Below are 10695 nucleotides of genomic sequence, written 5' to 3'. Positions count from 1 at the left end.
CCCCGCCGACGTCACCGAGATCACGGCGGGCGGGCCGGTTCCGGCGGGCGCGGTCGAGGGTCGCACCGACTTCGGCCAGCCGGGCTTCGGCGGGGCCGCGCCGCCCGCCGGTCACGGACCGCACCGCTACATCTTCACGGTCTTCGCGGTGGACGTGGACAAGCTGGACGTGACGCCGGAGAACTCCGGGGCCATCTTCGGCTTCAACCTGCACTTCCACACCCTTGCCAGGGCGTCGATCACGGGCGTCTACGAGAACAGGGGCTGAGACCATTCAAGGGGGCGACGCGATGAGAACGATCGGACTGACGGCGGTTCTCGCCATCCTGGCCATGATAGCCCCCGCCCAGGCGCGGCAGGAGATGGCGAACCCGCCCGCCGAGGCGACGGCGACGCCAGCAGGCATTCCGCTGGACAGCGCCTGGCGGCGCGCGGTCCACGCGCACGCCCAGGAGAACCTCGCCCATCCCAGCTGGGGCTGGCGACATTCCGAGCGAAACTACCTGCTGGCCATGTCGCTGGCCGAGGCCGAAGGGCTGAGCGTCGACGCCGACGTCCTGTTCGCCGCCGCCTTCCTGCATGACTGGGGCGGCATCGCGCCGTTCGCCGCGCCGGGGGTGGATCACGCGGTGCGCTCGGTCGAGCTGGCCGAACCGTTCCTGCGCGACGCCGGCTTTCCGATGGAGAAGTTCCCCGCCGTCCGCGCCGCAATCCTGGGTCACATGTACGACAAGGAGCCCGAAGGCCCCGAGGCCATCGTGATGCACGACGCCGACGCGCTGGATTTCCTCGGCGCGCTTGGGGCGGCGCGGCTGCTGGCGGCGACCGGCGAGGGCGACGACTACGACCGCGCCCTGCGGACAATCGAGGCCTTCGCCACCGCTGTCCCCCCTCGGCTGAAGACCCAGGCCGCACAGCGCATGGCCCCCGAGCGGGTCGCCGTCATGACCGACTTCCTCGCCCGCGTGCGAGCCGAAACGCCGGAGGGCGCACGCCCCTGATTGCCGACGACAACAAGGACAATCGTCTATCCGTCAGGGTTTTGGCTTCCCGGCCCGGCTGAACAGAATAGCGGCAAGGCCGGCGCAAACGGCGGCTCCGGTCATGAGGGGAAGCTCGAACGCATGGCCGCCCATGACCCGGTAGACGCCGTACCCGATGTTGGCGGCCGCCACGATCAGAAGGATGGTTGCACCCACGAGTGCGACTGACCGACCGTCCCGACTGGCCATGGGGCCCTCCTCGTTACTGAAAACAGTCCTTGGCATACAGTCCAAGAAACGCCGTTCGGTCAATCGCCGCCGACCTGACAATGCGTGCAAACGCTGCTAGAGGCCCGCGCCATGAGCGCCGCCGTCATCGTCTTTCCCGGGTCCAACTGCGACCGCGACTGCAAGGTCGCCATCGAGCGGTCCACGAACGAGCGGGTCGAGATGGTCTGGCACCAGGAGACGGAGCTGCCCAGGGGGCTCGATCTGATCGTCCTGCCGGGCGGATTTTCCTACGGCGATTACCTCCGCTGCGGGGCCATGGCGGCGCAGTCGCCGGTCATGAAGGCGGTCAAGAAGGCGGCGGACGACGGCGTGGCCGTAGTCGGCATCTGTAACGGCTTTCAGATCCTGTGCGAGGCCGGGATGCTGCCGGGCGCCCTGCTTCGGAACGCTGGGCTGAAATACGTCTGCAAGCCCATCACGCTGGAGGTCGCCAACGGCCAGACGCGATTCACCGCCGGCTACCAGGGCCAGCGTGAGGTGGTCATGACCCAGGGCAATGGCGACGGAAACTACTTCGCCGACGCCGAGACGCTGGCCCGCATCGAGGGCGAGGGCCAGGTCGTGTTCCGTTATGTCGACAATCCCAACGGCTCGATCGCCGACATCGCGGGCATCCAGAACGCCCGGGGCAATGTGCTGGGCATGATGCCCCACCCCGACCGCGCCTTCGAGGCCGAGTTGGGCTCGGCGGACGGCGCGACCCTGTTCCGGTCCATCTACGCGGCCGCCTGATCGTCGCAGGGGCGCGGCGAACGCAATCGGCGCTGAACCTTTGCCGCAATGGCGCGTAGTGTCGGACCCGAACGCCGCTACGGAACGACGCCCATGTCATCCATCGTCCGACCGACCCCTGCCCAGAACACCCGCCGGCTGATTGTCCTGGCCAGCGTGGGCTTCGCGGTGATCGCAGGTCAGCTCCAGCAGTTCGCCGGCATCGGTCAGACGCCCGCCGAGTTCTCGGCCGACAGTGATGCGACGCTCCGCGTGGTGGGCTGGGCCTTCGCCATCTGGGGGCCGATCTACCTGGGCCTGATCGCCTATGCGGTCCGGCAGGTCCTGCCCCAGACGGGCGAGAGCGACATGATCCGGTGGTTCGGCTGGCCCTCCGTCCTGGCCTTCCTCGGCATCGGCTGGTGGATCCTGGCGGCCGCCTGGGATGCGGAGATCGCCACCATCGTGCTGATCTTCGGCTCGCTGAGCGTGCTGGTCATCCCGCTTCTGACCCACGCCCGCGCGATCCGCGACCTGCCGCGATGGGACCGCGACCGTTGGCTGGTGGCCTGGCCGCTGGGCGCGCTGGCGGGCTGGCTGACCATCGCCTCGCCGGTGAACCTGCTGACCGTGGCGACCGGCAACGGCGACCTGCCGCCGTCGCTGGCACCCACCGCCTGGGCTCTGCTGGCCGTGACGGGCGTGGCCGTCTTCGCCCTGTTCGTGACCTGGCGGACGCGGCTCCTGGCCTATCCCTTCCCCATCGCCTGGGGCCTGCTGGGGGTCTTCGTAGCCGAACAGGACAAGGGCAACGTCGCGCTTGCGTTCGGAGCGCTCGCGGCATCGCTGATCGTTCTTGGCGGGGCGCTCGTGCTGTGCTTCCGGCTCCGGCCGGAAACACCCCCGAGGGTTGATCCCGGACAGCCCCCGGCGAACCCTGACTTGCCCTAGGCCCTTTGGGCCCGCAGACTGTCCACAGACGTCTGAGAGGTGATCGATGAGGCCTTTGATCTGGACGACGACCGTCGCTGTCCTGGCGCTGGGTGCCTGCGCGCCCACGACGCTGAGACATCCGACCGCCTATGGAACGGACTGCGAGGCGCTCTCGGCGGACGTGACCTGCGTCAGGGTCTTCTACGGTTCAAACCGAGCGTTGGGCGCTCCGGTCGTCGGCGATCAGGAGATGGACGTCGACACCGTCGCGCCGGGCGATGCCGGGCGTCTGATCCTGGGTCGGGCCGATGTCTGGCTGCCGCGCCTGACCGCCGATGGAACACCGCGAGAGCGGGGAGAAACGCCGGTGCTTCGTGGCGAGCCCCCCAGCGATCCCGATCTTCTGGAACGCTACGTCATGATCACCCGGATCACGACCCAGGGCCGCGAGCGTTTCGTCGAGGAACTGAGCGACGCGGTGGACAGCTCGAACAGCCCCGGTTCGATCCTGCTGTTCGTGCATGGCTTCAGCGTCGGCTTCGAGTCGGCGCTGGTTCGGTCAGCCCAGCTGACCGTCGATCTTCGCGAAGACGATCGGTTCGATCCTGGCGCACCCGTGCTGTTCACCTGGCCCTCGCGGGGGTCGACGACGCCATGGGCCTATTACGCCGATCAGAGGTCGGCCGACGCCGCGGTCGAACATCTGCTGGCCTTCCTCGACCTGCTTCTGACTGACGTCGCCCCCGGGCGCATCAACATCATCGCCCATTCGATGGGCAATCGGGTGCTGACCCAGGCTCTGGAAGACTATGCCGAACGCTATCTGGCGCAGGGCTCCCGACCTGACGTGGAGTTCCGCATCATCATGGCGGCGGCCGATGTGGAGCGCGACGTTTTCGGCCTGGTGGCCGGCAAGCTGGACATTCTTGAACCCAACGTCACCTTGTACGCGTCCGACCGTGACGCTGCCCTTTGGGTGTCCCGACTGCTGAACCAGTCGCCTCGGCTGGGGCAGACCGACCGGAACCGGCCCTGGATCCGGGAGGCGGACGGCTATCTGACCGTCGACGCCACCGAGGTCTCCAGCGCACTCTACGGTGCCGGGCACGCCTATTACTCCAACAGTCCCTTCATCCTGAACGACATCCGGTGCGCGCTGGCCGACCAGCCAGTGGAGGCCCGGGCCCTTCTCGAGGCGCGCTTCGAGGGGCGGCCGGAGGCTCCGGTCTATTTCCGCACCTCTCCCGAGGCTGCGGCCGAGGATCTGAACTGCTCGCTTCGTCGACGGACGACCCTGGAGACGGACGACCGGCCGTTCGCACCGCCCAGCGCGCCTGCGCCTCCGCCCCCGCCACCGACCGCGCCCGCGCCCCCGCCGCCGCCCCCGCAGGTCGTCGCTCCCCTTCAGCTGACGGCCTATTTCGACACGGGCTCGGCCGAGATCACGCCACAAGCCGCAGGAGTGATCGACGCCGCGGCGGTACGGGTTCAGCGCGACGGCGCGCGGCAGATCCTGATCGTCGGCCATACCGATGCACAGGGCGATGCGGCGTTCAACGAGAGGCTGGCGCTTCGCCGGGCGCAAGCCGTCGTCGAAGCCCTGGTGGCGCGGGGCGTGGATCGCGCCCTGATCCGCATCGAGAGCCTCGGCGAGAAACGTCCGCGCGTGGCGAGCCCCGACGACGCGCCCGAGCCACTGAACCGCCGGGTAGAGATCACCATCTTCTGAGCCTGCGACCATCGGACCTCGCAAGCTGTCGAGATTGTAATGATGCGGACGGTTTACCTCCGGCTTCGCAGGGGTGAATGATGTGGCCCTTGTCGCGCGGGGGGCCGTCCGTCGCGCGCAGTTGCGTCCGCCCATGCCGGACGCCGGCGGAGGAGGAAGCCTTGGATAGACGTCAATTCCTTGCGGCCTGCGGGATCGGGGCGGGCGGCGTCCTGCTGCCGGGCTTCGCCGGGCGGGCCATCGCGGCAAGCCAACTGACCGAGACCATCGACATGGCCGTCAAACGCCGCCTGGCCGATGCGGGCCTGAGCGCCGCGACGGGGGCCGGTGCTTCCTATGCCGACGTGCGCGTGGGACGGTATCTTCGCCAGTTCGTCATCACGCGCGAGGCCAACGTCCAGAACGTGGTCAACACCGAATCGACGGGTGTCGGCGTGCGGGTCATCGCCGATGGGGCCTGGGGCTTCTCGGCCACCAACACCATGACGCCGGAAGCCGTGGCCGAGGCCGCGCGCCTCGCTGTCGCCATCGCCAAGGCCAATGCGGTCAACCAGACCCAGCCGGTCCAGCTGGCCCCCACGCCGGGTCTGGGCGAGGTCAGCTACCGCACCCCGATCCGCCGGAACGCGATGGAGGTGCCGATCGCCGAGAAGGTCGAGCTACTGCTGGGCGTCAATGCGGCGGCGCAGGCGGCCGGGGCCAACTTCGTGAACTCCCAGCTGTTCCTCGTGAACGAGCAGAAGTATTTCGCCTCGACCGATGGCTCCTACATCGACCAGGACGTCCATCGCATCTGGGCGCCGTTCACGGTCACCGCCGTGGACATGACGACAGGCAAGTTCCGCAGCCGCGATGGCCTGTCGGCCCCGATGGGCCTCGGCTATGAGTATCTGGACGGAAACCCGGCCGACAAGCTGAACGGGCCCGGCGGCATCATCAGCTACGGCATGTCCTATGACATGCGCGAGGACGCGGAAGCCGCCGCCCGCCAGGCGCGCGAGAAGCTGACCGCCAAGTCGGTCGAGCCCGGCCGCTACGACCTGGTGCTCGATCCCAACCACCTGGGCCTGACCATCCACGAATCGGTCGGCCACCCGCTCGAGCTGGACCGTGTGCTGGGCTATGAGGCCAACTACGCGGGCACCAGCTTTGCCACGCTGGACAAGCGCCGCGACCGGTTCCGCTATGGCTCCGAGATCGTCAACCTGTTCGCCGACAAGACCCAGGTCGGCAGCCTGGGTGCCGTCGGCTACGACGACGAAGGTGTCGCCTGCAAGCGTTGGCCGCTGGTCGATCAGGGCATCCTGGTCGACTATCAGTGCACGCGGGATCAGGCCCACATCCTGGGCAAGACGGCGTCGGACGGCTGTTCCTACGCCGACAGCTGGTCAACGGTGCAGTTCCAGCGCATGCCCAACGTCTCTCTGGAGCCGGGCCGCACGCCGATGACGGCGGCGGACATGATCTCCAACGTCGAGAACGGCATCTACATCCTGGGCCGCGGCTCCTTCTCGATCGACCAGCAGCGCTACAACGCCCAGTTCGGCGGCACCCTGTTCTATGAGATCAAGAACGGTCAGATCACCCAGCCGCTGGAGGACGTCGCCTATCAGATGCGCACGCCCGAGTTCTGGGCCGCGTGCTCGGCCATCTGCGACGAGAGCGACTATCGCCTGTTCGGCTCCTTCTTCGACGGCAAGGGTCAGCCGTCGCAGGTCTCGGCCGTCAGCCACGGCTCCTCGACCACCCGTTTCGACGGGATCAACGTCATCAACACCGCGCGTTCGCTCGGCTGATCGGATCGGAGGGACAATCCCATGAGCATCATGACCGAAGCCGAAGCCAAGGCCATCCTCGACAAGGTGATCGCCCTGTCGCAAGCCGACGAATGCACGGCCACCCTGACCGGAAGCGTCCAGGGCAACATCCGCTTCGCCCTGAACAACGTCTCGACATCCGGCGTCGTGTCGAACATCGACCTGGGCGTCCAGGTCGCGTTCGGACGCCGCGTGGGCACCGCCTCGATCAACGAGTTCTCCGACGCGGCGCTGGAGCGTGTCGTGCGGCGGGCCGAGGATCTGGCCCGATTGGCGCCCGAGAACCCGGAGTTCATGCCGGCGGTGGAGCGCCAGACCTATCGCCCGACGGAGACCTTCAGCCAGGCGACAGCGGACATCACGCCCCAGCAAAGGGCCGAGGTGGCGCGGGCCTCGATCGAGCCCTGCAAGGCGCAGAACCTGATCGCGGCGGGCTTCCTGCAGGACGGGCAGAGCTTCTTCGCCTCGGCCAACTCCAACGGCAACTTCGGCTATCAGCGCTCCACGGTGGCCGACTACACCTGCACGGTCCGAACCGAGGACGGTCGCGGATCCGGCTGGGTGGCCAAGAACGTCCAGGACATCCGCAGCTTCAACGCCGCCGACGACATCCAGATCGCCATGCGCAAGGCCGCCGCCTCGGCCGACGCCCAGGCGCTGGAGCCCGGCAAGTACACGGTGATCCTGGAACCGGCGGCGGCGGCCGGCCTGATCAGCTTCATGTTCAACTTCTTCAACGCCCGCCCCGCTGACGAAGGCCGCAGCTTCCTGTCCAAGGCGGGCGGCGGCAACAAGATCGGCGAGCAGGTCTATGATCCGCGCGTCAACTTCTATTCGGACCCTGCGGATCCGAACATCCCGACCCTGCCCTGGGACGGTGACGGCCTGCCCCGTGAGCGCATTTCCTGGGTCGAGGACGGCAAGATCGCCAACCTGATCTACAATCGCTACTGGGCCCAGCGACAGGGCAAGACGCCGACCGCGGGCCCCGGCAACGTCATCATGACGGGCGGCACCAAGTCGACCTCGGACCTGGTGCGCGAGACCGAGCGCGGCATCCTGGTCAGCCGGACCTGGTACATCCGCATGGTCGATCCGCAGACCGTGCTGCTGACCGGCCTGACCCGGGACGGTACCTTCTACATCGAGAATGGCGAGTTGCGGTATCCGGTGAAGAACTTCCGCTTCAACGAGTCGCCCGTCATCATGCTGAACAATATCGACGAGCTGGGCCGCCCGGTCCGGGTCGACGAAGGGCGCACCATGATGATCCCGCCCATGCGCCTGAGGGACTTCACCTTCACGTCGCTGTCCGACGCCGTCTGACGGATCCCCGCGTGTGTCCCTGAGTTCCCTGACACGCGCGGACCTGTTTCGCCTTCTGGCGGGGGGAGCGGCGGCGACGCTGCTTCCCCCTCCTGCTGCGGCCCAGACCACCTACGATTTCTGGTTCACCCGCCTGCGCTATCAGTCGGGCAACTGGGATGTGGACGAGCGGATGCCGCTGAACGTCCTGACCTCGCTGGTCGACTACACCAATCTGCGCGTCGATCCGGAAGAGCGGGTGGTCGATCTGGCCGATCCGGCCATGCTGACCGCCCCTTTCTGCTATATGGCCGGGCACAAGCTGGTGGAGTTCAATCAGGCCGAGGCCCGCAACTTCCGCACCTATGTCGAGAACGGCGGCTTCGTCTTCGTCGACGACTGCAACCACGACATCGACGGCCTGTTCGCCCGCACCTTCGAGCGCCAGATGGCGGCCCTGTTTGGCGAGGGCGCGCTGGACAAGATCCCCAACGACCACCCGATCTATTCGGCCTTCTTCGACTTTCCCGACGGTCCACCCAATACCTCGATGGAGCTGAACGGCTGGGGCGACGACTTGGTGCACGACTACCTCAAGGCCATCATCGTCGATGGCCGGATCGGCGTGCTGTATTCCAACAAGGATTACGGCTGCGAGTGGGATTACGACTGGCGAAACAAGCGCTTCCTGGCCGAGGACAACACCAAGTTCGCCGTCAACATCGTCATCTACGCCCTGACCGCCTGACGCCTCTTCTCCCCTCCCCGGACGCCGCATGACCACGCCCACCGAAGCCGAGATCAAAGCCAAGCTCAGCCAGCTCACCGAGCTGAAGGCCGCCATCGGCCAGGCCGTCGTGGGTCAGAACGAGGTCGTGGAACAGCTGCTGGTCGGCCTGCTGGCGGGCGGCCACTGCCTGATCGAGGGCGTCCCGGGGCTGGGCAAGACGCTGCTGGTGCGCACGCTCGGCCAGGCCCTGTCGCTGGAGTTCCGCCGCGTCCAGTTCACGCCGGACCTGATGCCGTCGGACATCCTCGGCACCGAGGTGATGGAGGAGGATCACGGGACCGGCCGACGTAGCTTCCGCTTTCAGCCCGGCCCGGTCTTCACCAACCTGCTGCTCGCCGACGAGCTGAACCGCACCCCGCCCAAGACCCAGGCCGCGCTTCTGGAGGCCATGCAGGAGCACACCGTCTCCTACGCCGGCACGACCTATCGACTGGAGGAGCCCTTCTTCGTCCTGGCGACGCAGAACCCGCTGGAACAGGCGGGCACCTATCCCCTGCCCGAGGCCCAGCTGGACCGCTTCCTGCTGAACATCCGCGTCGGCTATCCGACCGCTGAGGAGGAACGCGCCATTCTGGTCCAGACCACCGGCGCGGGCGCGGGCACCGTGCCCCAGGTCATGACCGGTGCCGAAGTGGTGACGCTGCAGGGCTGGGTCCGGCAGGTTCATGTGTCCGAAGGCTTGCTGGGCTGGATCACCGCGCTGGTGCGCGCCACACGGCCGTCGCCGGAAGCGCCAAAGGCCATCATCGACTACGTCCGCTGGGGGGCGGGGCCGCGCGCCGGTCAGGCCCTGATGCTGGCGGCCAAGGCGCGGGCGCTGGTGCACGGGCGGCTGGCGGCGACGCGGGACGACGTGCGGGCGCTGGCGGCGCCGGTGCTGCGCCACCGCATCCTGCTGTCCTTCGCCGCCGAGGCCGAGAGGAAGTCGCCCGACGACGTCGTCGCGGCGCTGCTGGCCGCCCTGCCCGCGCCCGGGAGCGACTGAGAGCGGTGTCCCCGCTCGACCTTCCCCCGGACCTGAGGACGCGGCTTCGTCGCCTGTCCATCACGCCGCGCCGCGCGGCCGTGATCGCCTCGGCCGGCCAGCACGCCAGCCGCAATCGGGGCGGTGCCCAGGAGTTCGCCCAGTATCGCGCCTATGAACGCGGCGACGACCTGCGCCAGATCGACTGGAAGCTCTACGCCCGCTCCGACCGCTTCTTCGTGCGCGACGCCGAGCGCGAGAGCCCCGTCACCGTCTGGATCGTGCTGGATGCCAGCGCCTCCATGGCCCAGGCCGACCTTAAGACGCCGAACTGGTCGCGCTTCGACGCGGCGCGGCGCCTGGCTGCGGCGCTCGTCGAGATCGCCGTGAACCAGGGCGACCGCTTCGGCCTGGTGATCGAGACTGCGACGGGACCGATGGTCGTCCCGCCCGGCGGCGGCGCGCGCCAGCGGGATCGCGTGCTTCTGACCATGGCCCCGATCCAGCCCGCCGGGATCGCCCTCTGGGACCGCGATGTGGGTGTCTACGGCGAACGGTTCGGCCCCAACGACGTCATCCTGATCCTGTCCGACGGGTTCGACGCCGCCTGTATCGAGACCGCCGAGCGACTGGCCATGTCGGGCCGCGACGTCGCCATGATCCGGGTGCTGACCGCCGACGAACGCGACTTCCCCTTCGACCAGGGCTATCGCTTCGTCGATCCGGAGACGGGCGCGGCGCTGGTGGGCGATGGCCCGGCGCTCAGGGTTGACTTCCTGCGTCGCTTCGCCGAGGCCCGCGAGGCCTTGTCCGACCGGCTCGACGCCCACGGCGTTCGCCACGCCGAACACTTCGCCGACCGCCCCGCCGACGAGCCGATCCGCGCCCTGTTCCGCCCCGAGGCCACGCGATGAGCCCGGCGCTACTGTTTCCGCTCGGCCTGCTGGCGCTCGCGGCCCTCGCCATCCCGCTGATCATTCACATCGCCCGGCGCACCGAGAGCCGCACCATCGCCTTCGCCGCCCTGGCCTGGCTGGAGGAGCGACCCAAGCCCCGCCGGCGACTGCGGCTGGACGAGCTCTGGCTGCTGGCCGCCCGACTGCTGCTGCTGACCCTCATGGCGCTCTGGCTCGCCCAGCCGGTGCTGTGGGGCGTGGCCGACACCCGGCCGG

General features: G+C 68.3%; 12 protein-coding genes. 11 read left to right on the top strand and 1 reads right to left on the bottom strand.

Going from position 1 to position 10695, the window contains the following annotated elements; genetic code table 11:
• Together IP78_RS11310 and IP78_RS11305 are read left to right on the top strand one after the other, a co-directional pair.
• Positions 1 to 268, top strand: a 268-nt coding sequence (locus tag IP78_RS11310; RefSeq protein ID WP_156320383.1) for a YbhB/YbcL family Raf kinase inhibitor-like protein, incomplete at its 5' end; no start/stop codon positions are given.
• 22 nt (positions 269 to 290) lie between these two features.
• Positions 291 to 1001 carry an HD domain-containing protein gene (locus tag IP78_RS11305; protein WP_054111787.1) on the top strand — a complete coding sequence of 237 codons (711 nt, stop codon included), beginning with the start codon at positions 291 to 293 and terminating at the stop codon, positions 999 to 1001.
• Between the two features lie 33 nt (positions 1002 to 1034).
• On the opposite strand, the gene IP78_RS11300 is transcribed toward IP78_RS11305, so the two are convergent.
• On the bottom strand, positions 1035 to 1232 hold the full coding sequence (locus IP78_RS11300; RefSeq protein WP_054111786.1) for a hypothetical protein: 198 nt from the start codon (positions 1230 to 1232) through the stop codon (positions 1035 to 1037).
• 111 nt (positions 1233 to 1343) lie between these two features.
• Here IP78_RS11300 and purQ point away from each other — a divergent pair, with 111 nt between their 5' ends.
• The 9 genes from purQ to IP78_RS11255 form a co-directional block, all read left to right on the top strand.
• Entirely contained in the window at positions 1344 to 2006 is a 663-nt protein-coding gene (purQ, locus tag IP78_RS11295; RefSeq protein ID WP_054111785.1) for a phosphoribosylformylglycinamidine synthase subunit PurQ, read from the top strand.
• A gap of 93 nt (positions 2007 to 2099) precedes the next feature.
• Positions 2100 to 2936: a hypothetical protein gene (locus tag IP78_RS11290; protein ID WP_054111784.1), complete on the top strand. Its 837-nt coding sequence runs from the start codon at positions 2100 to 2102 to the stop codon at positions 2934 to 2936.
• Positions 2937 to 2982: 46 nt separating this feature from the next.
• Positions 2983 to 4647, top strand: a complete 1665-nt coding sequence (locus tag IP78_RS11285; RefSeq protein WP_082384993.1) for an alpha/beta hydrolase — start codon at positions 2983 to 2985, stop codon at positions 4645 to 4647.
• 161 nt (positions 4648 to 4808) lie between these two features.
• Complete coding sequence (locus IP78_RS11280) at positions 4809 to 6443, top strand: TldD/PmbA family protein (protein ID WP_054111782.1); 1635 nt, start codon at positions 4809 to 4811, stop codon at positions 6441 to 6443.
• Between the two features lie 21 nt (positions 6444 to 6464).
• On the top strand, positions 6465 to 7790 hold the full coding sequence (locus IP78_RS11275; protein WP_054111781.1) for a TldD/PmbA family protein: 1326 nt from the start codon (positions 6465 to 6467) through the stop codon (positions 7788 to 7790).
• 13 nt (positions 7791 to 7803) lie between these two features.
• Positions 7804 to 8517: a DUF4159 domain-containing protein gene (locus IP78_RS11270; protein ID WP_156320382.1), complete on the top strand. Its 714-nt coding sequence runs from the start codon at positions 7804 to 7806 to the stop codon at positions 8515 to 8517.
• Between the two features lie 28 nt (positions 8518 to 8545).
• Positions 8546 to 9544 (top strand): MoxR family ATPase, encoded by a 999-nt coding sequence (locus tag IP78_RS11265; protein ID WP_054111780.1) that lies wholly within the window; start codon positions 8546 to 8548, stop codon positions 9542 to 9544.
• A 5-nt stretch (positions 9545 to 9549) separates the two neighbouring features.
• Positions 9550 to 10437, top strand: coding sequence for a DUF58 domain-containing protein (locus IP78_RS11260; protein ID WP_054111779.1), 888 nt, complete (start codon positions 9550 to 9552; stop codon positions 10435 to 10437).
• A partial coding sequence (locus IP78_RS11255) for a BatA domain-containing protein (protein WP_197272444.1) occupies positions 10434 to 10695 on the top strand: 262 nt, incomplete at its 3' end. The genes IP78_RS11260 and IP78_RS11255, both read left to right, overlap by 4 nt.

This window comes from Brevundimonas sp. AAP58, assembly GCF_001295975.1.
GTDB lineage: Bacteria > Pseudomonadota > Alphaproteobacteria > Caulobacterales > Caulobacteraceae > Brevundimonas.
The sequence above is the reverse complement of the archived record's forward strand: the minus strand, read 5'-3'. Positions and strand labels throughout refer to the sequence as shown.

Coding starts and splice junctions, on each gene's coding strand:
- IP78_RS11305 (WP_054111787.1), top strand. CDS start 291: ATGAGAACGATCGGACTGACGGCGGTTCTCGCCATCCTGGCCATGATA.
- IP78_RS11300 (WP_054111786.1), bottom strand. CDS start 1,232: ATGGCCAGTCGGGACGGTCGGTCAGTCGCACTCGTGGGTGCAACCATC.
- purQ (WP_054111785.1), top strand. CDS start 1,344: ATGAGCGCCGCCGTCATCGTCTTTCCCGGGTCCAACTGCGACCGCGAC.
- IP78_RS11290 (WP_054111784.1), top strand. CDS start 2,100: ATGTCATCCATCGTCCGACCGACCCCTGCCCAGAACACCCGCCGGCTG.
- IP78_RS11285 (WP_082384993.1), top strand. CDS start 2,983: ATGAGGCCTTTGATCTGGACGACGACCGTCGCTGTCCTGGCGCTGGGT.
- IP78_RS11275 (WP_054111781.1), top strand. CDS start 6,465: ATGAGCATCATGACCGAAGCCGAAGCCAAGGCCATCCTCGACAAGGTG.
- IP78_RS11265 (WP_054111780.1), top strand. CDS start 8,546: ATGACCACGCCCACCGAAGCCGAGATCAAAGCCAAGCTCAGCCAGCTC.